Raw genomic sequence first — 20553 nt, 5'->3', positions numbered from 1 at the left:
GCTCGTGAGCATAATCCCCGAGAACCTGGCCGCAGACGCTGGCATTCCCACGCAGCGCCTGTCGCTGGACCTGATGACCGTGGCGGAAGTGGACGCCCTCATCATCCAGACGCGCCACCCGGACTGGGCGGAGGACTTCCCCCAGCCCACCGACTACGACGCCGCCCGCCAGTTCTTCGAGGCCGGATTGCTCGGTCCCGCTGCGGCAACGTTCGGCACCCGCCTGATCCGGGAAATATCCACCACGCTGGTGGTGGGAACCATCGGCTTCGCCGGCCTGCCGGATGAAGGCACGGTGGAAGTCAGCTACAACGTTGCACCCTCCCGCCAGGGACAGGGCTACGCCACTGAAGCGTTGGTGGCCCTGGCGCGGTTTGCGCTCACCCACCCGGAGGTGGACGCCATTATTGCGTACACGGAGCCGGGCAACGACGCGTCCCAATCCCTGCTCCTGAGCGCGGGCTTCATGCCGGAAGAGGAAAACGGCCTCACCCTGAAGTTCACCCTCCGGCGGGATCAGCTCCCGGAAGCCAGCCGGTAGGCTGCAGCAAAGTACCGGTTGGTGTAGAACTGCTGGACCCTCACGTTGACGGCGTTCGCGGCACCCACCAGCCGGTTGCCTGGCCGGCTGTAGGCGGCGATCCGGAAATACAACCGGCCCTCCTCGTCCAGTTCGGCATAAAAGCCTTCTTCGCCGCGCTCCGGGTGCCCTGCCAAGGTCCCGTAGCCAAAACCGCTGCGCTGCCCGCGGACCGGCGAGCCGTCGTCGTCGATCACCGCTTCCGCTGCCCAGATCACCCGGCACGGCGCGTAGTAGCGCACCCGCCAGAACCCGACCCCCGAAGCCATGTCGACACCGGGGGCGGCGCGGGGCGTGCCGGGGGGCACCGACAGCCCCGCCCGGCGATGCAGGTCCCAGTCCAGCAGCCCGTTGGTGAGGCGGAGGAACCCGGCCCGCGGATCGGCCACCTCCAGTTCTTCCTTGCGCAGCACCAGCCGGTAACCCGCCGGCCAGCGGTCCGTCATCGGCACCGGATAAGGCCGCTCGGTTAGCCCCTGCTCCGCGTAGGTGAAGCCGGTGTTGCCCCTCATCCGCCCGCCAGGCCCTTCCACTCGAGTGATTCCCGGTCCTTTCGCGGCAGCGACGCCACCACCAGGTCATAGGAGTCCTCCACCAGGTCCCGGATCATGCCGTGCGGCAGGCCGGAGGCAACTTCCACCTGGTTCCAGTGCGTCTTGTTCATGTGCCAGGCGCCCGTGATTTCCGGATGGGCGGCGCGCAGCTGGAGGGCCAGCTCAGGTTCGCACTTCAGGCTGATCATCAGGGGCTCGCCGGCGAGGGCGGTCAGGGCAAACATTTTCGCTTTGCCGCCGGCAGCCCGCACCTTGAACACCGAGGACTCCGGCCCGAAGGGGAAATCTTCAAACGCTCCGGGCAGGGACAGGCACAATCGTTTAAGCTCACCCGCATCCATGTGGAAAGCCTAACGCCGCCGTCCGTGCGGTGGCACTGCCGCAGCCCACGGGTGGCAGGATGGGAGGAACAGGTAGGAAAGCTGCGGGCATGCCGGCAGCGGAGCGAAGGACAAAACGGTTTGAAGCAGAACAACCGCAGTACCGACCCCGTCAGCCAGGCCGCCGAGCGCGCCGCCGATTCCACGGCCTTCGAGCGGTTCGCCCGGGTGGGCTACGTGGCAAGCGGGATCGTGCACATTGTCATCGGCGCGATCGCCCTGCAGATCAACGCCGGAGGATCCGGCAACGCGGATACCAGCGGAGCCGTAGCCGCTGTGGCCAAACAGCCCGCCGGGTACGTGCTCCTCTGGTTCTGCTTCCTCGGCTGCTACGCCCTGGCGCTGTTCCAGCTCAGCCGCATCTTCCTTGCCGGACACCGGCTGAAGGACAAGGAGCTCTGGAAGGACCGGGCCAGCAACGCCGGACAGGTGCTCGTTTACGGGGGTATCGGAACCATTTTCGCTTCGTTCGCCCTGGGCCGCGGCAGCAACGGCGGCAGCTCTTCCTCGGTCAGCTGGACCGCCCGCCTGCTGGCGGTACCAGCGGGCCAATGGATTCTGGGCCTCGCCGGACTGGTAGTGGTGGGGATCGGCGGCTACTTCATTTTCAAGGGCGCCACCCGCCGCTTCCGCCGGAACCTCACCGGCGTCCCCGGCGGGCTCTGGTCAAAGGCCGTGGACATCACCGGCGTGGCCGGCTTTATCGCCAAGGGAGTGTCGCTTGCCATCCTGGGGGTGCTGCTCACCCTGGCCGCCGTACAGGCGGACCCGGAAGAGTCCACCGGCCTCGACGGTGCGCTGCATACGCTGCGGGACCAGCCCTTCGGCGTGGTGGCGCTGGCAGCAGTGGGAATCGGCCTGATGCTCTACGGGCTGTACATGGGAATCATCCGCGCCCGGTTCGCCAAACTCTAGAGCCCGAAGCGCGGTGCTTCGATGACCGGGCAGGCGTCCATCACGACGTCGAGCCCTGCCGCTGCTGCACGCGCGGCTGCCGCTTCGTCCACCACGCCGAGCTGCATCCAGACAGCCTTGGCGCCCACTTCGATGGCCTGGTCCACAATGTCGCCCACGCGGGCGGAATTCACGAAGCAATCCACCACGTCGATGCTTCCCGGGATTTCGCTGAGCCGGCGGTATCCCTTGTTGCCGTGCACGTCATCGCCCTTCAGGCTCACGGGAATGATCTCCATGCCCAGATGGTCCTGGACAAAGCGTGAGACGCCGACGGCGGGGCGGAGCGGGTTATTGGACAAGCCCACGATCGCCCACCGGGCCGGTTTGTTCCGGAGCAACCGCTCCATTACCGCAGGGTCGTTGACGTGTGCGCTGCTGTCGCCGTTGAACTGGAACATCTGCCGTCCTTTGCTGAGCCCGAAGATTCGGCTTCAGCTTACGCCCGAGCCGGCTAGCCCAGGAAAGACTCGATGGCATCGGTCAGGGCCGCGTTGGGAACGCCGCCGCTATCCGATTCCAGCAGCAGGAACTCCCCGGAGTCCAAGGCGTCCGCGGTCTGCCGCGCCAGGTCCTGGGTATCCTCGCCGCTGCTGCTGCCGGCCATAACCAGAACGGGGATCCGGACACCGGCGAGGCCCTCGATCTCGGTCTGCAGGACCATCAGTTCGTCCTCCCCGTCAGCGAGGGACAGGGTGGGTTCCAGGGCCACCACCCGGCTGACCACCGTGGATTCCTCCGCGGCCCTTAGGGCCAGGAACGCCCCTTCATCAAACCCGTAAAGGTCGGTTGTTCCTCCCGCCACCTGGAGGACAGCCAGCAGGTCGTCAACGTCCGATTCCGCGGTGTATTCCTCGCCCATGCCGCTTTCCCCGATGCCCCGGCGGTCATAGGTGTAGACCGTGTGGTTTTTCGAGAGGGCGTCCGCCAGGACCACCGTCGCGGGGCTGCTGCGGTGCGCCAGCAGGGGTCCCACGATCGCCAACGGTGGGCCGCTGCCCTGCCGGGACCACGCAATGGGCGTTCCATCGGCGGACATCACGATTCCGGAGGCACCCGAAGCTGATTCCATGGCAGGCTCCTGCTGGTTGGGGGGTAGGAAGATGCAGGAGAGCTGACGAGCCCGCCTTAACGCACCGTGTTCCAAAATTAGGAGCCGACGGCGCGCGCGGTCAATGCCCGCGGCCTGCAGGTGCACGGAAGTGCCGCAGACGGCAGGACCGGCGACGGCGTGGAACATTTCCTTATGTGAACGGGGCGTACCTGACCGGGCTTGTCGGATCCGCGGATACGGCGTTTAGTAGTCCTTGACCATCCCGAGCGGCTGAGAGACCTGGATCGATGAAGCCGCAGCAACCCTGGTTGCCGCATTTCCTCCTTGAGAGGCGGCAATAACGAGGCTGGTGTCGCAGGAAGCCGTTATCCCGGCTCAGGACACTTTCCGTAGGGTGCTACTGCCAGGATCGATGGAGCGTTCCTATGACTGCAGTATTGCCCCCTTCCACGTCCACCCCGCCTACGCGCACCGGACAGCCCGCCCCCACCGGGGCGGCCCTGCCGGTTCGATTCGCCGGGCTCAGCCGCAGTTTCGGCACCGGCCCGGATGAAAACGTTGTCCTGCGGGACATTACCTTCGACATCCATCCCGGCGAGGTGCTGGCCATCCTCGGCCCCAGCGGCTGCGGCAAGTCCACGCTGCTGCGTGCAGCCGCCGGCCTTGATCTTCCGACGTCCGGCAGTGTCCTGATTGACGGCAGTACCGTCAACGGAATCGACGACCGCTGCGCCGTCGCCTTCCAGGAACCGCGGCTGCTGCCGTGGCAGACGCTGCAGGCCAACATTGCGATCGGACTCCCGAAGTCCGCGAGCGCCAGCCGGGGGAAGGCCAAGGTTGCCGAGCTCCTGGACCTGGTAGGCCTGTCCGCCTTCGCCAAGCACCGGCCGCGGGCGGTTTCCGGGGGGATGGCCCAGCGGACTTCCCTGGCCCGTGCCCTCGCCCGGGAACCCGGCGTTTTGCTGCTCGATGAACCCTTTGGCGCCCTGGACGCGCTGACCCGGCTGAAAATGCAGGACCTGCTGCTCACCCTGCACCGGGCCGCGCCTGCCACCGTGCTGCTGGTTACCCATGACGTAGATGAAGCCCTGCAGCTGGCGGACCGCATCATTGTCCTCGGCCCCGAGGACACTGCTCCCGGCGCCACCATCACCGAGGTTGTCACCGTCCCCGGCCGCCGGCCTCGGGACCGCGCCTCGGCGGAGCTGGCCCGAATGCGCGGCGAGCTCCTCGCCCTGCTCGGCGTAGACCGCCACTAGCCCTCCCGCGCCTCCCAGGCCTTCCGCAACGGGCACCGCCCTGTCCCGTCAGGGCAGGGCACCCCTCTGCCCTCTCCACACGCAAACCCTAACTGCGCTTTTGCGCACCCTCCTCCCTTAAGGAACCATCATGAACAGACGTTCCCACCTGTCCCATCTGTACCCCCTCCCCCGCCGGACGCCCCGCATACTCGCCGCCGTCGCAGCTGCCGCCGCGCTCACCCTCACCGGATGCGTTGCCGGGGAAGACACCACAGGCGCCTCCTCCGTAAAGGACGCCGACGGCGGGACGCTCACGCTCGACTTCGCCACGTATAACCCGCTGAGCCTGATCATCAAGGACCAGGGCTGGCTGGAGGATGCTTTGGCCGATGACGGGGTCACCGTGGAATGGGTCCAGTCCGCCGGCTCCAACAAGGCCAATGAGAACCTGCGTTCGGGTGCGATCGACGTCGGCTCCACCGCTGGTTCGGCCGCCTTGCTCAACCGGGCCAACGGCTCCCCGATCAAGGTGATTGACGTCTTCTCCCAGCCCGAATGGTCGGCCCTGGTGGTCGGTCCCGATTCAGGTATCAGCTCGGTAGCCGATCTGGCCGGTAAATCGGTGGCCGCAACCAAGGGCACCGATCCCTACTTCTTCCTGGTCCAGGCGCTGGACGAGGCGGGGCTGGCCCTCTCCGACATCACCGTGGAGCAGTTGCAGCATGCCGACGGCCGCGCTGCACTGGAGAACGGGTCGGTGGATGCCTGGGCCGGACTGGATCCGATCATGGCCGGAGCCGAGCAGAACGGTTCCCGGCTGGCCTACCGCAATCTGGACTTCAATACCTATGGGCTCCTCGCAGCGAACGAGTCCTTCCTGTCGGAAGACCCCGAGCAGGCGCAGGCCGTGGTCAACGCGTACGAAAAGGCTCGTGCCTGGGCAGCAGCAAATCCCGATGAAACCGCGCAGATCCTGGCCGACGTGGCCGGGCTGGACCCCGCCGTCGCCAAAACGGTGATCGGCGAGCGCAGCAACCTGGATGTGGATCCCGCACCCGGTGAAGCCCAGCGCAGCGTCCTGGCGAAGATCGGTCCCACCCTGGTGGAGACCGGTGACGTGGCCAGCCAGGAGCAGGTCGACGACGCCCTGGCCAGCCTCCTGGATGACTCCTATGTGCGGAACGCGGATCCGGACTCCCTCGGAGCCTCCTCATGAGCACCCCGGCCACATCCCCGGCCCCGGCCCGCACCCGCAAAGCCTCCCTTCGAACACCGGAAGCAGCTGCTAAGGCCGCCTGGCCGGACCGACCGATCCCCCGGCTCGGACTGGGCCTGTTCGTCCCGGTGCTGCTGCTCGCGGCCTGGCAGCTCACCTCAACCACCGGAGTCTTCAGCCCCGTGCAGCTTCCCTCCCCCGGCGCCGTGTACAACGCCGCGGCGGACCTGGTGCAGCGCGGCCAACTGGGCCTCCATATCGCCATCTCCACCCAGCGGGTGCTGACCGGCTTTGCCATCGGTTCCGCCCTGGGACTGATCCTTGGCGCCCTGCTGGGCCTGTCCCGGCTGGCCGATGCCCTGCTGGGCCCGGCCATCGGAGCCCTCCGGGCGGTTCCGTCCCTGGCGTGGGTACCGCTGCTGATCCTCTGGATGAAAATCGGCGAGGATTCCAAGATCACGCTGATCACCATCGGCGCGTTCTTTCCGGTCTTCACCACCGTTGCGCTGGCACTGCGCCACGTGGACCGGAACCTGGTGGAGGCAGCCCGCGCCTTCGGACTCCGCGGCGTGAAGCTGCTGGCCACCGTGCAGTTGCCGGCGGTGGTACCGGCCGTCTTCTCCGGCCTGCGGCTCGCGCTCGCCCAGTCCTGGCTGTTCCTGGTTGCGGCGGAACTGATTGCGTCCTCGATGGGACTCGGCTTCCTGCTGATGGACTCGCAGAACAACGGCCGGACCGACCGCATGTTCCTGGCCATCATCACCCTGGCCGTTATCGGCAAAGCCACCGATGCCCTGCTGGGAATCGCGGAGCGAAAGGCGGTCCGGAAATGGGCCTGACCCCTGTACCTGCCACCGTGGAAACCTCTCCGGAGCCCGTCACCGAAACCGAACGTATTGCCTTCTGGGAGGCCGCGGCCCGCCGCCTGCAGTGGGACGAACCCTGGCAGACTGCCCATACCTTCCACCGGCCGCAGCGGATCAGCGGCCCGGAAGTACCGGAAGCAGAGGCGGATTACACCGTTCCGAGTATCGAGTGGTTTGCCGGGGGCCGCCTGAATGCCGCCGTGAACTGCGTGGACCGGCACGTGGCAGCCGGGCACGGCAGCCGGGTTGCCCTGCACTTCGAGGGCGAACCCGGAGACCGCCGCTCCGTGACCTACGCCGAACTGCTGCAGCAGGTCTGCCGCGCCGCCAACGCCCTGCAGGCCCTGGGCGTAGGAGCCGGGGACCGGGTGGTGATCTACCTGCCGGTCCTCGTCGAGACCATTGTCATCACCCTGGCCTGCGCACGGATCGGGGCAGTGCACTCGCTGGTCTTCGGCGGGTTCTCCGCCGAGGCGCTGAAATTCCGCGTCCGGGACACCGGTGCGAAACTGCTGGTCACCACGGACGGCCAGTACCGACGCGGCCGCACCGTACCCGTGAAGGACAACGCGGATGCCGCCGTCGCCGGTGCCGACTCCGTTGAGCACGTCCTGGTGGTCCGCCGGACCGGATCTCCGGTCCGCTGGGTGCACGGCCGCGATGTGTGGTGGCACGAGAGCGTGGACACGGCGTCGGACATCCATGAAGCCGCCGCGTTCGACGCCGAGACGCCGCTGTTCATCATGTACACCTCCGGCACCACCGGCCGGCCGAAGGGCCTGGTCCACACCACCGGCGGCTACCTGACCCAGGCCGCACAGAGCTACGACTACCTCTTCAGCCATCCGGACCCCGCCCAGCGGTCAGCGGACGTGCACTGGTGCACCGCGGACCTGGCGTGGGTCACGGCGCACACCTATGAGATCTACGGACCGCTCGCCAACGGCGCCACCCAGGTGATCTTCGAAGGCACCCCGGACACCCCGCACCCGGGCCGGCACCTGGAAATCATCGAACGCTACGGGGTCACCAGCTACTACACCGCCCCCACCCTGGTGCGGTCCCTGATGGGGTGGTTTCCCGACGGCGTCCCGCCGCACTATGACCTCTCCTCGATCCGCCTGCTCGGCACCGTCGGCGAGGCCGTGAACCCGGAGGCCTGGCGCTGGTTCCGGGAGCAGTTCGGCCGGGGCGGGGTTCCGGTGCTGGATACCTGGTGGCAGTCCGAAACGGGTGCCGCCATCCTCACCCCGCGGCCCACCGACCGCACGTTCAAACCCGGCTGCGCCTCTCGCCCCATGCCCGGCGTCGGCACCCGGATAGTGGACGGCGACGGGGCCCCGGTCCCGCCGAATACCCCGGGCTTCATTGTGGTGGACCGGCCGGGACCCGGCATGGCCCGCACGGTTTGGGGCAACCCGCAGCGCTATCTGGAGTCCTACTGGCGGCAGTACGCACGGCAGGGATGGTTCCTGGCGGGCGACGGCGCCCGGTCCGACAACGACGGCGACACCTGGATCCTGGGGCGGGTGGACGACGTGCTGAATGTGTCCGGGCACCGGCTCTCCACCATCGAAATCGAATCTGCCCTGGTCTCCCACCCCTGGGTGGTCGAAGCCGGCGTCTGCCCGGTTGCCGATCCCCGCACCGGGCACGCGGTCGTTGCCTTCGTGGTGCTGACGGGGGCAGCGGAGGCCGCACGCGCCGGCGACGTGCTGCGGGCACACGTGGCCCGGGAGATCGGACCGATCGCCCGGCCCGCCGCCGTCGTCGTGGTTCCCGATGTGCCCAAGACGCGCTCCGGAAAGATCCTGCGCCGCCTGCTGTCCGAGCTGTTTGAGGGCGCACCTCTGGGCGACACCAGCAGCCTCCAGAACGAGCGGTGCATCGAGCCGATCAGGGCCGTTTGCGCGGCGCGGCGCGGAGGGACGGCCTAATGCTTTCTGGTCAGCGTGACCCGGTCCATCACCACGGAACCGCCCATTTCCTCCTGGACCCGCAGGAATTCGGTGGCCGAGACTTCCAGGACCATGGTCCCGGGGCGGGCCACCAGCAGTTCCTCGTGTCCGCCGTCCATCAGTTCCAGCAGCAGCTGGGTGGCCTCGGCCTGGGACATCGCCCCGGTGAAGGTGATCGTGTGGGTGGCTGCAGCACGCCGGTAGCCGGTTTCAATCACGATTACGTACTCGTCCATCGCCCGCCACCCTCGTTTCGGTCCGCCGCAGGTCCGTGCACCCTGCCGGCACCCGCCCTGCTCCCCATTGTTTGCCTGACGGCAACAATTCTTCAACGGTTCCCGCGTTTCCAGCCCTCCATACTCCCCAGGAAGGAGCACTCAGCATATGAGTGAACACCAATTCGGTTTCCGTACGCGTGCCCTGCACGCCGGCGGAACCCCCGATGCCCTGCACGGCGCGCGCGCCGTGCCCATCTACCAGTCGACCTCGTTTGTCTTCAAGGACACGGACGACGCCGCGAATCTGTTCTCGCTGCAGAAGTACGGCAGCATCTACTCACGGATCGGCAACCCCACGGTGGCGGCCTTCGAGGAACGCATCGCATCGCTGGAGGGCGGAATCGGGGCGGTGGCGACGGCGTCGGGCATGTCCGCGGAATTCATCACCTTCGCCGCGCTCTGCTCCGCCGGGGACCACATCGTGGCGTCGGCCCAGCTGTACGGCGGCACCTTCACCCAGCTGGACGTGACCCTGCGCCGGTTCGGGATTGACACCGCCTTTGTGGCCGGCACCGATCCGGCGGACTACGCCGCGGCCGTGCAGGAAAACACCAAGGCCGTCTACGCCGAGGTGGTGGCCAATCCCAGCGGCGAAGTGACGGACATCGAGGCCCTGGCCCGGGTGGCGCACGACGCCGGGGTGCCGCTGATCCTCGACGCCACCCTCAGCACCCCCTATCTGGTCCAGCCCTTCACCCACGGCGCGGACATCGTCATCCATTCCGCCACCAAGTTCCTGGGCGGACACGGCACCACCCTGGGCGGCGTCGTGGTGGAGAGCGGCCGGTTCGACTGGGGCAACGGTAAATTCCCGGCTATGACGGAACCGGTGCCCAGCTACGGAAACATCTCCTGGTGGGGGAATTTCGGCGAATACGGGTTCCTGACCAAGTTGCGCTCCGAACAGCTGAGGGACATCGGACCCTCCCTCAGCGCCACCTCGGCTTTTGCCCTCCTGCAGGGAGTGGAGACGCTGGCGCAGCGGCTGGATGAGCACCTGCGCAACGCCCAGGCGGTGGCTGAATGGCTGGACGCGGATCCCCGGGTGTCCTGGGTCAGTTACGCAGGGCTGCCCTCACATCCGCATTACGAGCGGGCCCGGAAGTATCTGCCCAAGGGACCCGGATCGGTATTCAGCTTCGGCGTCCGGGGCGGACGTGCCGCGGGGCAGGCGTTCATCGAGGCGCTCCAGCTGGCCTCGCATCTGGCGAACGTGGGCGATTCCCGCACGCTCGTGATCCATCCCGGGTCCACCACGCACCAACAGCTCTCGCCGGAGCAGCTTCGCAGTGCAGGAGTACCCGAGGACCTGATCCGGATTTCCGTGGGCCTCGAGGACCTGGAGGACATTCTCTGGGACCTGGACCAGGCATTGTCGGTGGCCTGCGGGGGCGCAGGCAGCCGGAAAGTTTCCACCGCCGCACCCGCCCTCGAGGAGGCCGCCCATGTCCGCTGACACCGCCGCACAACGTTCCTGGACTGGACCAACGGCGCCGGAACGGCTGGCGTTGCTGCGCTCGGCCGAATCCATCGCAATTGTCGGCGCGTCTGCCAAGGCCTCCCGGGCGTCCTACTTCGTTGCCACCTATCTGCTCTCCTCCTCGCGGTACCGGGTCTATTTCGTGAACCCGGCAGCGAAGGAGATCCTGGGCCGGCCGGTGTATCCCTCGCTGGCGGACCTCCCGGAGGTGCCGGACATTGTGGACGTGTTCCGCCGCCACGAGGACCTGCCCGCAGTGCTGGCCGAGGCCCGGACGGCCGGCGCGAAAACGCTGTGGCTGCAACTGGGATCCTGGCACGAGGAGGTGGCCCGGGACGCCGAACAATCCGGATTAAAGGTGGTGATGGACCGCTGCATCAAGATCGAGCATGCGCGCTTCCACGGCGGCTTGAACCTGGCCGGCTTTAATACCGGGGTGATCTCCGCCAAGCGGCAGCTGACCGCGCAGTGACCGGGCCGGCACTGAATTCCTAGCGGCCCCGGCCGGACTGGCCGTGGCCGTGGGAGTTGGACGCGCCTTTGCCCCGGCCATTTCCCGGGCCCGAGTCCTGGCGTGATGTTCCACGGTCACCGGCGGGATCCGCTCCGGCGCGCTTGGAGTCCTGTCCCCGGCCGGCGGCATTGGGGTTCCCGTGCAGGTCATCGCCGCGAGGCGGGTCCGGAACAACTGCTTTGCCGCCCCCAACGCCAGGAAGGGGAGGGTTGCCCGGCTCCACGCCCGGAGCGGGGACGATAGCCTGCTCCGGTTCCGGCTCGGGGACGGGCGCAGGTACCGGGACGGCTTCCACGACCGGGGCGGGCTCCGCCGCCGGAACATCAGCAGGGGGCAGCGGATCCGTGACGGGCTCCGGGGCAGCGGGCTCGGCTCGTTCCAGCGTGGGCGCTTCCGGCGTGAAGGTGACCTCGGGAGTCGGATCCGCCCGGATCAGGAGGTCAGGGTTGGCCGCCACGCCGCCTGCACCGACGGCCATGGCCCCGATCAGGGCTGCCCCGAGAATCACGCCGCGGCCGCGGCCGCGCCGGGGGCGAAGCGGGACAGGGGTCCCGGCAAACAGGGCAGCCAGCTCTCCGTCCGGTTCCGGCGCGGGCACGCGGGACTGCATGCGCAGCGCGAGCAGCTGCTCAACCAGGTCGGGGGACTCCTCTACGCCGGATTCCGCCAGGAGGCCGCGGACATGGAGCATGTCCTGCGCTTCAGGATGCTCGTTCATTGTCCGGTACCTCCTTCCGTTCGAGTTGGTTCTTGAGTACGCCCAGTGCGCGGCGCTGAAGCTGCTTGACCGCTCCGGCACTGCGTCCCATGATCTTCGCCGATTCATCAATGGAAAGATCAGCCACCACACGCAGCAGCAGGACTTCCTTTTGCTGCGCCGTGAGCCCTTCCAGCAGCGCTGCGGCTCCGGCATCGGTGCCGAGCACGCTTTCCTCGGCGGATTCTGTTTCACGGCGGTCCAGCTCCGGATCGAACACGGCCATCACCGGCTCGCGCTCGCGCCGTCGAACGTCGTCCACCATGCGGGCGTGGGCAACGGAGAAAGCGAAGGTTCGAGCGCCGCGGAGGCCTCCGTTAAGCGTGTCCAGCTTGGAGAACAGAGTCAGGAAGACTTCCTGCGTGAGTGCTTCTGGGTCGTCGCACCCCTTGGAGCGGAGGTAGCCGAGGATGCCGGGCGCGAAGTCGTCGTAGATTTCCCGCAAAGCCGCCGGTTTTCGGGCACGCGCATCACGGAGCGTTTGCTCGGTAAGCGGTGCAGGCACGGCGGATTCACTTTCCTGGGAAGCGGGAGTGGTCCAAATGCTACCGTGTCCGCCGCCGTAGGCATGCGTGCAACGGCCGCACCGATGCTCGTTGGGGGGATAAGCCTCGGCGCGGCCGTTACAAACAGGTAATCGCGAACGGGTAGGAAAAGGTTACGCACCTCGCGGAAAATCTTTTCAGCGCCGGCCTCCCGGGCCTAGTGCGCCTCCACAATCCGCGCATTTCCGGCAAAACGGCGGTTCTTCAACACCGGCAGGAACTGGCGGACGTCGTCGATCCGCTGACGGGTGACGTCCGCCGTCACTACCGCCTCACGCTCTTCCTCCAGCGCCGCCTGAGGCACTCCCATGGGGTCCAAAATGACGGAGTGGCCCACGGTATGCCGGCTGGATGTTCCCGCCGCGGCAACCCACAGCGTGTTCTCGATGGCACGGGCCTTGAGCAGGGTTTCCCAGTGGTCGATCTTGTGCTCGCCCTTGAACCAGGCCGCCGGCACAGCCAGCAGATCTGCGTCCAGGTCGGCGAGCGCCCTGGCCAGTTCCGGGAAGCGCAGATCATAGCAGGTCATGACGCCCACCCGGAGATCACCTACCTGCATAACCTTCACACCGCCGTCGCCCGGTTTGATCCGGGTGGATTCGGCGTAGGAGAACGCGTCGTAGAGATGCAGCTTGCGGTAGGTGTCCACAATCCGTCCGGTCGCATCGATGAGGACCAGGGTGTTGAAGGGCCGTTCCTCACCGCTGGACTCGTAGCCGCCGGCGATCACCGCGATTCCGAGCTCGGCGGCGAGCAGGGACAGCTGGGAGACGAAAGTGGTCCAGGAGGCGTCGACGGCGGCGGCCAGCGATCCTTCCACCTTGCCGATGCTGAACATGGATTCTTCGGGGAAGATGATCAGCTCGGACCCCTCGGCGCGGGCCTTGCCGGCCAGGGAGCGCATGGTGTCCAGGTTCTCCCGGACCTCACCGGCGGGGCTGAACTGACCGACGCTGACTAACACTTTCGACCACCTTCGTTTCGGGCTCGCTTGCCCCCAGCCTAGACCAGGTCCTCGAAGTGGAGGACGGGTTTCAGGACGCTTCCGCTCTTGGCTGCCGCGGCCGCCTCATTGATGTCCCGGAACGAGTACCGGGTGATCATCTTTTCCAGCGGGAACCGGCCCTGCTGCACCAGGTCCACCAGCGCCGGCAGGAACAGCTGCGGGTTGGAATCCCCCTCGGTAATTCCCAGGATCTGGCGCCCGTTGAGCATGAAGTTCACGTCCAGGCTCATGGTGCTGCCCGCGGCGGGTGCACCGATCAGTCCGAGCTTGCCCAGCGGTGCCAGCACCGAGGCGGCGGTTTCCGCCACCTTGACGCTGCCGGTGGTTTCCAAGGCGTGGGTGACGCCCTGGCCGCCGGTCAGTTCCATCAGCGCCTGGACGGCGTCGGTGTTCCCGGAGTTCACGACGTCGGTGGCCCCCAGTTCCCGGGCCAGTTCCAGCCGGGAATCCACCAGGTCCATAACGATAATGCGCGTGGCCGGGGACAGGGCGGCGGCCATTACGGCGGCCAGGCCTACGGGGCCGGCGCCGAACACGGCCAGAACGGATCCCGGCTCGGGCTTCAGGACGTTCAGCACGGCTCCGGCGCCGGTCTGGATGCCGCAGCCCAGCGGTGCCAGCAGGGATAGATCCGCGGCCGGATCCACCTTGGTTACGCCGCGTTCGTCCGCCAGGACCAGGTTGGAGAAGGAGGACTGGGCGAAGAAGTGCCCGTGCAGGTCGGTGCCGTTTTCCGAAAGGGTGGAGCTGCCGTCCGCGCGTTCCCCGCCGAGGAGGTTGCGGGACAGGAATTCAACGCAGTACGCAGGGTGGGCACTGCGGCAGTTGCGGCACACTCCGCAGCTGGTGAAGGTCAGCAGGACGTGGTCCCCGGGCTGCACCGAAGTCACGGCACTTCCCACGGCTTCCACCACGCCGGCACCTTCGTGGCCCAGGACACCGGGCAGCGGAAAAGGAATGTGGCCTGCCTGCACACCCAGGTCGGTGCCGCAGACTCCGCTGGCCACCACCCGGACCAGTACCTCGTCCGGACGGGGATCATCCAGCGTCACTTCTGCAAGTTCGAAGGGCTGGTTGGTGCCGCGCAGGACGGCGGCCGTAGCTGTGCTGGTCATGTCTGCCTTTCCCGGCCGGATCGGGACACCCGACACTATCTGCGGCGGCGTTCCGGCACGTCTTCACCCTACTCCCGCCCTAGACTTGGGCGGCATGGATGAAATCACCGCCCCCGTTGACCTCGGCTCACCTGCCGGGGTGCTCAATCCGGCCGCCGTGGGCTTTGCCCGCCGCGCCCGGCACCGTCCCGTGGTCCCCTCCGGCGCCAAAGGCGGCTGGCGGACCAAGCGCTGGGAGTACTGGGGCATCCTCACGCCCGAGCTCGCCGTCGGCCTGACCATTGCCCACCTGGATTACGCCTCCACCCTGCAGCTCTACGTATTCGAACGCGGCACGGGCCGGGAGACCAGCCTGGAGCCGCTGAAGATCCTGCCTTCCTACGCGGACGTCTCCCTGCCGGATACGCTGCCTCCGCTCACTGCCTTCGGTGCCTTTGGCGGTGCCGGCCTGCGTTTCCACGATGCCGACGGCGGCACCCGCCTGCAGGCCTCGTCGCCGCGGATCACCGCGGACCTGTTCGCCGAAGCGGACGGGGATGTCCTCGGCGTGGTGGTGCCGTGGTCAGCAAGCCGTTACCAGTACACGCTGAAGGACGTAGCCCGCCGGGTTTCGGGCACCGTCACCGTGGACGGGCGCGAGTATCCGGTCGGCGGAGAAGATTCGTTTGCCGTGCTGGACCGCGGCCGCGGACGCTGGCCGTACTCGCAGCGCTGGAACTGGGGGGTCGGCTCGGGCACGGTGGACGGCACCCGGCTGGGACTGCAGGTCGGCGGGAAGTGGACCGCCAACACGCCGGCCACGGAGAACGCCCTGATCGTGGACGGGCAGCTGCACCATTACGACGGCGAACTGGAGTTCGAGTACGACCTCGCCGATCCGGCGTCGACCTGGCGGGTGCATGGACCGTGGATCGACGCCACCCTCACCCCGTTCCACCGTCGCACCGCGGCAACGAACGCCGTCGTGATCAGCGCCCGGACCTGGCAGGCCTTCGGCACCTGGACCGGCGCTGCGCGCACCCCGGACGGCACCGAGTATTCCATGGACGGGCTGGGCGGCTGGATCGAGGAGGCCCGGAACCGCTGGTAGCCGGGCACCGACCGCACCGGTTCCGGCGCGGGAATCCGGCCGTTGACCGGTGTCCCGGCCCCTGTTAGCTTCGGGAATCATTTCCCTCGCCGGACAGGAGAACTCCATGGCCCTTGTCATCTCATCCATTGCCCTCGACGCGGCAGATCCGCCGCGGCTGGCGGAGTTCTGGACCCAGGCGCTGGGCTACCGGATTGCGGAAACCAACGACGCCGACGTCGTTTCGCTGGTTCGGGCTGACGGCAGGGCCGGTCCGGACATCGACATCATCCCCGTGCCCGAGAGTAAGACGGTCAAGAACCGACTGCACTTGGACCTGCGGGCAGCGCACGGCAGTACCCAGGACCAGGAAGTGGAACGGCTGCTCGCACTGGGCGCGGTCCGGACCGACGTGGGGCAGGGAACCGAGGTGGACTGGGTGGTGCTGGCCGATCCGGAGGGCAACGAGTTCTGCGTGCTGAGCCGCTCCGAAGCGGCTCCGGATCCGCAGGCCGCCCGGTAGGCACACGGAAGGCCCCCAGCCTCAAGGACTGCGGGGCCTTCCGTGCGTGGTGGCTTTACTCGTTGATGAGGTCCCGCACCACGATGGTCTGGTCGCGGTCCGGGCCCACGCCGATGGCGGAGAAGCGCGTGCCGGACATCTTTTCCAGTGCCAGCACGTAGTTCCGGGCGTTGTCCGGGAGGTCCTCAAGGGTCTTGGCCCCGGTGATGTCCTCGGTCCAGCCGTCAAAGTACTCGAAGATCGGCTTGGCGTGGTGGAAGTCGGTCTGCGTCATCGGCATCTCGTCGAACCGCACGCCGTCGACGTCGTAGGCCACGCACACCGGGATCTTCTCGATGCCGGTCAGGACATCCAGCTTGGTCACGAAGTAGTCCGTGAAGCCGTTGACGCGGGAAGCGTGGCGGGCCAGGACGGCGTCGTACCAGCCGCAGCGGCGCGGGCGGCCGGTGTTCACGCCGAACTCGCCGCCGGTCTTCTGCAGGTACAGGCCCATGTCATCAAACAGTTCGGTGGGGAACGGGCCGGCACCGACACGGGTGGTGTAGGCCTTGATGATGCCCACGGAACGGGTGATCCGGGTGGGGCCGATACCCGAGCCCACGGACGCGCCGCCCGCGGTCGGGTTGGAGGACGTGACGAACGGGTAGGTGCCGTGGTCCACGTCCAGGAACGTGGCCTGGCCGCCCTCCATGAGGATGACCTTGCCCTCGTCCAGGGCGGAGTTCAGCTCGTAGGTCGAGTCGATGACCATGGGACGCAGCCGGTCCGCGTAGGAGAGGAAGTACTGGACCACCTCTTCGGCGTCGATATCGCGGCGGTTGTAGACCTTCAGCAGCAGCTGGTTCTTCTGCTTCAGGGAGCCTTCGACCTTCTGGCGCAGGATGGACTCGTCAAAGATGTCCTGGACACGGATACCCAGCCGGGCCACCTTGTCCATGTAGGCCGGGCCGATGCCGCGTCCGGTGGTGCCGATGGCACGCTTGCCCAGGAAGCGCTCGGTGACCTTGTCCATCACCTGGTGGAACGGGGCCACCAGGTGCGCATTGGCGGAAATCCGGAGCTTGGACGTATCCGCACCGCGGGATTCGAGCCCGTCGATCTCGGCGAAGAGCGCCTCAAGGTTCACCACGCAGCCGTTGCCGATCACCGGAATCGCGTTGGGGCTGAGGATGCCTGCGGGCAGCAGCTTGAGTTCGTATTTTTCACCGCCGACGACGACGGTGTGGCCGGCATTGTTTCCGCCGTTGGGTTTGACGACGTAATCGACGCGGCCGCCGAGCAGGTCGGTGGCCTTACCTTTACCTTCGTCGCCCCACTGGGCGCCGACGATGACAATAGCTGGCATGGGATCCTCCCCCATTAGATACGGGACGGAGCTGCTTGGTTGCAGATCCGCTACCGTGCATGAGAACGCCCCTGAACCTGCGTCTCCTGCCTTACGGCGTACTTCGGCGCAAGTTGCGGGGCTCTTACCTGCCAAGTTTAGCCGATCATGCTGTTGCTCACTTGAAAATACGCTGCGGGGGCATCTATCTTCGGTGCTTCGCAGGTAGCGTGGCCGGATGGACCGATTCCGCGGCTACATTGCAGGGCTTGGTACTGCCTCCGGCACGAGGCTGGTGGTTGGGCACTGGCTCGACTCCCCGCTGGGCACTTTCACCGACGTGATGGCCGAGGACGACGCCGGCGTGCGGACGCTGCTGGCCCCGTCCGACGCAGCGGCCCGGTATATCGGCGAAACCTACAGTTTCGACCGGACCGTGGTGGCGCCCGTGGACGCAGTCCTTTCCCGAGAGGCGCTCCGGGTGGCCGCGGGACCCTTGCGGCTTGAGGTCGTGCTGGGGCCGGTGACCTTCCTGGGCCGGGTATTGGAGCATGTGCCGGGTCCGCTGGCCGTGGCTCCATGGTGGCTGCGGCTGATCAATCCCGTCGCCAAACTGCTGGCTCCGGGCGTGCAGACCGCCGGATCGGCGGGCGGCGGCCGGCGGGAGTTCTACGGCGTCCGGTCCATCCGATCGCTGGTGTCCGCTACTGCAGCGTGGGACGGCGCCGATCTGGGCGGGCTGCGCCCGGTCCAGCCGCCGGTGAACTTCGGCTTCAGTTCCGTTCCGGCTGCCCCGCGGATTGTTGCCGTCACCACCACCATCCTGCCCTGAGCTTGCGGGGCCGGGCCTCTCCCCGTCCCGGATCCCTGCGTTTGTCCGGGCTCCTGCGCTTTGTCCGGGCTCCTGCGCTTTGTCCGGATCCCTGCACTTTGTCCGGATCCCTGCGCCGCGCAGCGAGGGGATCCGGACAAACCGCAGGGATTGGGACATATCGGAGGGATTCGACGGGAGTTGACGCCATTCGATGCCAGCACGCTCACTGTCCGTCTCCGAAGCTGTTGCGTGAAGGCAACCTTTGCCCCGGCGAACTATTTCGGCTCTGCCGTGCCCAATTTCCTGCCCGGGGGAAGCGGGGCGATTGCCCGGATACCTACGCTTTCAGAGTCATCCACCCCCTGGATGCCCTTCTTTACTCAGAAAGCAGGGAATCAGATGAAAAAGACGACAGCCGGCCTCACGCTGGCGGCCATCACCGGATTCGGGCTCCTTTCGGCGACGCCGGCGCTGGCCGACGAACCAGCTCGCACCTATGCGGCGCCGTATCCGAACTGCACCGAGGCGGCAGCCGCCGGAGCGTACAACATTCCTTCCACCGATCCGGGCTATGGCCCACATCTTGACCGCAACATGAACGGCATCGGATGCGAGGATTCCTCCCGGCCCATGCCCCAGCCGCAGGGGCATCTGGACAGCGACGGGACCTGGATTCCGTCTTATGTGGAACAAATGCCCGCCCAGGTGGGCAGGGTGCCCGCAGGCGGCGCCAACACCGGAATCACGCAGGAGCCGGAGGAATCCGGCGCCGAAGGCCTTGCCCTTGGCGGCGGCCTGGTGCTCGCGGCGGCAGCAGGCGGCACCTTCATGGTGCGGCGGCGCCTCGCCGGCCAGGAATAAGCGGATCCCGGGGACCGGATCGAGATGAGGAAAACTCCGGGCGGCCGCCGCAGAAGCCTCGGTGCGGCTGCGGCGGCCGCACTTCTCCTCGCAGGGGCCGGCAGCGCCGGTCCCGTAAGCGTCCGTAACGCTGCAGCAACAGCCCTTGTCCCGGCTCCAACTGCCTCTGCACGGACCGCCCCGGAAACGGCCGTACCGGTACCCGCGCCGCCGTCGCCGTCGCCGTCGCTACCACCTGCCGCGGCGCCCTCCCCATCGAACGTCCAGAGCGCGGGACTGCCGGAATCCGCACCGGCGACGTTGCGCATCCCTTCGATCGGGGCGTCGTCGAGACTTATCCGCCTGGGCCTGGACGACGACGGCGCACTGCAGGTCCCTCCGGGCAAACCGGGTTCACCCGCCGGCTGGTACGAGCATTCCCCAACCCCGGGCGAAACGGGTCCGGCCGTGCTGCTTGGCCATGTGAATGCCGAGGGAGGTGGTCCCGGGATTTTCGCCAACCTCCGCCGGCTCTCCCCCGGCGACCGGATTGAGGTGGTCCGGGAAGACGGCAGCACGGCCGTTTTCACGGTGCTCAGCGGCGAGCAGTATCCCAAGGACAACTTCCCCACGTCACAGGTGTACGGCAACACTGCCGGGCCGGAACTCCGCCTGATTACCTGCGATGGCTACGATCCCAAAACTGGCCGCTTCGACGACAACTTCGTGGTGTACGCCGCGATGGTTCCCTGAAGCTGCGCTGCCGTCCTGCTGACCGGAAAAGTGCCCGGCATGAGGCATCGACTTTTTTGGCCGCGCTGACCTGCCTGCCGGAAGCCGGCCGAAAACCGCTCTAAATCAGAGTTCGATGCTACGGACCGGCTGGCGCAGAACCGTCCGTAGTTTCTCCGGAGCCGCCCGCCTCGGGTCGCTGAGGTACACCTCGTGGTGGTCGCCGTTGAAGGTCAGCCCTCGCTCGGGCATCCAGGAGCCGTGCAGCCGGGCCAGGACCGGACCCTCGTCGTCGTAGGGTCCGATGTACAGGATCTGCGCCGCGAGACCCTCCGTGAGCGTCAGCAACCGCACCTGGTCCAGCCCGGGAACCTTCTTCTTGGCGGCCACCGAAGCAACAGCCGCGTCCACCATTTCCGGAGTGATCCACTCCGGCTGCGCAATGAGCATGGTCCAGTCCCAGGAGCCCTTGTCGCGGCGGCTAAAGGCCTCCGGATCCTCGGCACGCCACAGACCTTCCAGCGGGCCGACCGTAAAGTCCGCCTCCAGCTCATCCTTCGAGGCGAACTTCAGTGAATACGCCACCGGATAGAGGCACTCGAGGGCCCGGGTGTATTCGGGCGAGGTGTTGGGGTCACCGTGCCCGTCGACGGCGAGGTAGTGCATGATCGGCACGTCCACCAACGTGAAGTCCCGGCCGCCGGGCGAATAGAGCTCGGGGTAGGAGCGTTTCAGGTCGAGCTTTTCCATGCG

At 67.2% G+C, this 20553-nt stretch carries 24 protein-coding genes; 13 read left to right on the top strand and 11 right to left on the bottom strand.

Annotated elements, in window-relative coordinates:
• Positions 1 to 4: 4 nt before the first annotated feature.
• Positions 5 to 541 carry a GNAT family N-acetyltransferase gene (locus tag NNX34_RS06605; protein WP_255765669.1) on the top strand — a complete coding sequence of 179 codons (537 nt, stop codon included), beginning with the start codon at positions 5 to 7 and terminating at the stop codon, positions 539 to 541.
• Here NNX34_RS06605 and NNX34_RS06600 read toward each other — a convergent pair.
• The gene (locus NNX34_RS06600; protein ID WP_255765668.1) at positions 517 to 1092 is read right to left on the bottom strand and encodes a DUF1990 family protein; all 576 of its coding nucleotides are present in this window, start codon (positions 1090 to 1092) and stop codon (positions 517 to 519) included. The genes NNX34_RS06605 and NNX34_RS06600 overlap by 25 nt on opposite strands.
• Positions 1089 to 1475, bottom strand: coding sequence for an MmcQ/YjbR family DNA-binding protein (locus tag NNX34_RS06595; protein ID WP_255765667.1), 387 nt, complete (start codon positions 1473 to 1475; stop codon positions 1089 to 1091). Before NNX34_RS06595 ends, NNX34_RS06600 begins: the two co-directional genes overlap by 4 nt.
• Before the next feature lie 120 nt (positions 1476 to 1595).
• On the opposite strand from NNX34_RS06595, the gene NNX34_RS06590 reads away from it, so the two are divergent.
• Positions 1596 to 2429: a DUF1206 domain-containing protein gene (locus NNX34_RS06590; protein WP_255765666.1), complete on the top strand. Its 834-nt coding sequence runs from the start codon at positions 1596 to 1598 to the stop codon at positions 2427 to 2429.
• Here NNX34_RS06590 and NNX34_RS06585 read toward each other — a convergent pair.
• Complete coding sequence (locus tag NNX34_RS06585) at positions 2426 to 2869, bottom strand: CoA-binding protein (protein ID WP_255765665.1); 444 nt, start codon at positions 2867 to 2869, stop codon at positions 2426 to 2428. The two genes, NNX34_RS06590 and NNX34_RS06585, sit on opposite strands and share 4 nt — an antisense overlap.
• 53 nt (positions 2870 to 2922) lie before the next feature.
• Positions 2923 to 3540, bottom strand: a complete 618-nt coding sequence (locus NNX34_RS06580; protein WP_255765664.1) for an alpha/beta fold hydrolase — start codon at positions 3538 to 3540, stop codon at positions 2923 to 2925.
• Between the two features lie 407 nt (positions 3541 to 3947).
• Here NNX34_RS06580 and NNX34_RS06575 point away from each other — a divergent pair, with 407 nt between their 5' ends.
• From NNX34_RS06575 to acs, 4 genes are all read left to right on the top strand, one after another.
• Complete coding sequence (locus NNX34_RS06575) at positions 3948 to 4781, top strand: ABC transporter ATP-binding protein (RefSeq protein ID WP_255765663.1); 834 nt, start codon at positions 3948 to 3950, stop codon at positions 4779 to 4781.
• 130 nt (positions 4782 to 4911) lie between these two features.
• Positions 4912 to 5979 carry an aliphatic sulfonate ABC transporter substrate-binding protein gene (locus NNX34_RS06570; protein WP_255765662.1) on the top strand — a complete coding sequence of 356 codons (1068 nt, stop codon included), beginning with the start codon at positions 4912 to 4914 and terminating at the stop codon, positions 5977 to 5979.
• On the top strand, positions 5976 to 6818 hold the full coding sequence (locus NNX34_RS06565; RefSeq protein ID WP_255765661.1) for an ABC transporter permease: 843 nt from the start codon (positions 5976 to 5978) through the stop codon (positions 6816 to 6818). Before NNX34_RS06570 ends, NNX34_RS06565 begins: the two co-directional genes overlap by 4 nt.
• A complete protein-coding gene (gene acs, locus NNX34_RS06560) occupies positions 6809 to 8782 on the top strand; it encodes an acetate--CoA ligase (RefSeq protein WP_255765660.1) in 1974 nt (657 codons plus the stop codon). Before NNX34_RS06565 ends, acs begins: the two co-directional genes overlap by 10 nt.
• Here the strand turns inward: acs and NNX34_RS06555 are convergent.
• A complete protein-coding gene (locus tag NNX34_RS06555; RefSeq protein ID WP_255765659.1) occupies positions 8779 to 9039 on the bottom strand; it encodes a hypothetical protein in 261 nt (86 codons plus the stop codon). The two genes, acs and NNX34_RS06555, sit on opposite strands and share 4 nt — an antisense overlap.
• A 148-nt stretch (positions 9040 to 9187) precedes the next feature.
• On the opposite strand from NNX34_RS06555, the gene NNX34_RS06550 reads away from it, so the two are divergent.
• Together NNX34_RS06550 and NNX34_RS06545 are read left to right on the top strand one after the other, a co-directional pair.
• On the top strand, positions 9188 to 10537 hold the full coding sequence (locus NNX34_RS06550) for an O-acetylhomoserine aminocarboxypropyltransferase/cysteine synthase family protein (RefSeq protein ID WP_255765658.1): 1350 nt from the start codon (positions 9188 to 9190) through the stop codon (positions 10535 to 10537).
• Complete coding sequence (locus NNX34_RS06545) at positions 10527 to 11033, top strand: CoA-binding protein (protein WP_255765657.1); 507 nt, start codon at positions 10527 to 10529, stop codon at positions 11031 to 11033. The genes NNX34_RS06550 and NNX34_RS06545 overlap by 11 nt, the downstream gene beginning before the upstream one ends.
• A 19-nt stretch (positions 11034 to 11052) precedes the next feature.
• On the opposite strand, the gene NNX34_RS06540 is transcribed toward NNX34_RS06545, so the two are convergent.
• The 4 genes from NNX34_RS06540 to NNX34_RS06525 all read right to left on the bottom strand — a co-directional run bounded on the left by NNX34_RS06540 (position 11053) and on the right by NNX34_RS06525 (position 14498).
• Positions 11053 to 11793: a hypothetical protein gene (locus tag NNX34_RS06540; RefSeq protein WP_255765656.1), complete on the bottom strand. Its 741-nt coding sequence runs from the start codon at positions 11791 to 11793 to the stop codon at positions 11053 to 11055.
• Positions 11777 to 12337 carry an RNA polymerase sigma factor gene (locus NNX34_RS06535; protein WP_255765655.1) on the bottom strand — a complete coding sequence of 187 codons (561 nt, stop codon included), beginning with the start codon at positions 12335 to 12337 and terminating at the stop codon, positions 11777 to 11779. Before NNX34_RS06535 ends, NNX34_RS06540 begins: the two co-directional genes overlap by 17 nt.
• Positions 12338 to 12534: 197 nt before the next feature.
• A complete protein-coding gene (locus NNX34_RS06530; RefSeq protein ID WP_255765654.1) occupies positions 12535 to 13341 on the bottom strand; it encodes a carbon-nitrogen hydrolase family protein in 807 nt (268 codons plus the stop codon).
• Positions 13342 to 13379: 38 nt separating this feature from the next.
• Entirely contained in the window at positions 13380 to 14498 is a 1119-nt protein-coding gene (locus tag NNX34_RS06525; RefSeq protein WP_255765653.1) for an NAD(P)-dependent alcohol dehydrogenase, read from the bottom strand.
• A gap of 94 nt (positions 14499 to 14592) precedes the next feature.
• Between NNX34_RS06525 and NNX34_RS06520 the strand changes: the two genes are divergently transcribed.
• Positions 14593 to 15588 carry a DUF2804 domain-containing protein gene (locus tag NNX34_RS06520; RefSeq protein ID WP_255765652.1) on the top strand — a complete coding sequence of 332 codons (996 nt, stop codon included), beginning with the start codon at positions 14593 to 14595 and terminating at the stop codon, positions 15586 to 15588.
• Between the two features lie 106 nt (positions 15589 to 15694).
• A complete protein-coding gene (locus NNX34_RS06515; protein ID WP_255765651.1) occupies positions 15695 to 16090 on the top strand; it encodes a VOC family protein in 396 nt (131 codons plus the stop codon).
• A 55-nt stretch (positions 16091 to 16145) separates the two neighbouring features.
• On the opposite strand, the gene NNX34_RS06510 is transcribed toward NNX34_RS06515, so the two are convergent.
• The gene (locus tag NNX34_RS06510; protein ID WP_227920787.1) at positions 16146 to 17435 is read right to left on the bottom strand and encodes an adenylosuccinate synthase; all 1290 of its coding nucleotides are present in this window, start codon (positions 17433 to 17435) and stop codon (positions 16146 to 16148) included.
• A 217-nt stretch (positions 17436 to 17652) separates the two neighbouring features.
• Between NNX34_RS06510 and NNX34_RS06505 the strand changes: the two genes are divergently transcribed.
• From NNX34_RS06505 to NNX34_RS06495, 3 genes are all read left to right on the top strand, one after another.
• The gene (locus NNX34_RS06505) at positions 17653 to 18246 is read left to right on the top strand and encodes a hypothetical protein (protein ID WP_255765650.1); all 594 of its coding nucleotides are present in this window, start codon (positions 17653 to 17655) and stop codon (positions 18244 to 18246) included.
• Positions 18247 to 18627: 381 nt separating this feature from the next.
• Positions 18628 to 19089 carry an excalibur calcium-binding domain-containing protein gene (locus NNX34_RS06500; protein ID WP_255765649.1) on the top strand — a complete coding sequence of 154 codons (462 nt, stop codon included), beginning with the start codon at positions 18628 to 18630 and terminating at the stop codon, positions 19087 to 19089.
• Positions 19090 to 19365: 276 nt separating this feature from the next.
• Positions 19366 to 19821 carry a class F sortase gene (locus NNX34_RS06495; protein WP_255765756.1) on the top strand — a complete coding sequence of 152 codons (456 nt, stop codon included), beginning with the start codon at positions 19366 to 19368 and terminating at the stop codon, positions 19819 to 19821.
• A 105-nt stretch (positions 19822 to 19926) separates the two neighbouring features.
• Here the strand turns inward: NNX34_RS06495 and NNX34_RS06490 are convergent, their stop codons facing one another.
• A complete protein-coding gene (locus tag NNX34_RS06490) occupies positions 19927 to 20550 on the bottom strand; it encodes a GyrI-like domain-containing protein (RefSeq protein WP_255765648.1) in 624 nt (207 codons plus the stop codon).
• Positions 20551 to 20553 lie beyond the last annotated feature (3 nt).

Source organism: Arthrobacter sp. zg-Y1116 (assembly GCF_024385485.1).
Classification (GTDB): domain Bacteria; phylum Actinomycetota; class Actinomycetes; order Actinomycetales; family Micrococcaceae; genus Arthrobacter_B.
This window is presented reverse-complemented; position numbering and strand designations above follow the sequence as displayed.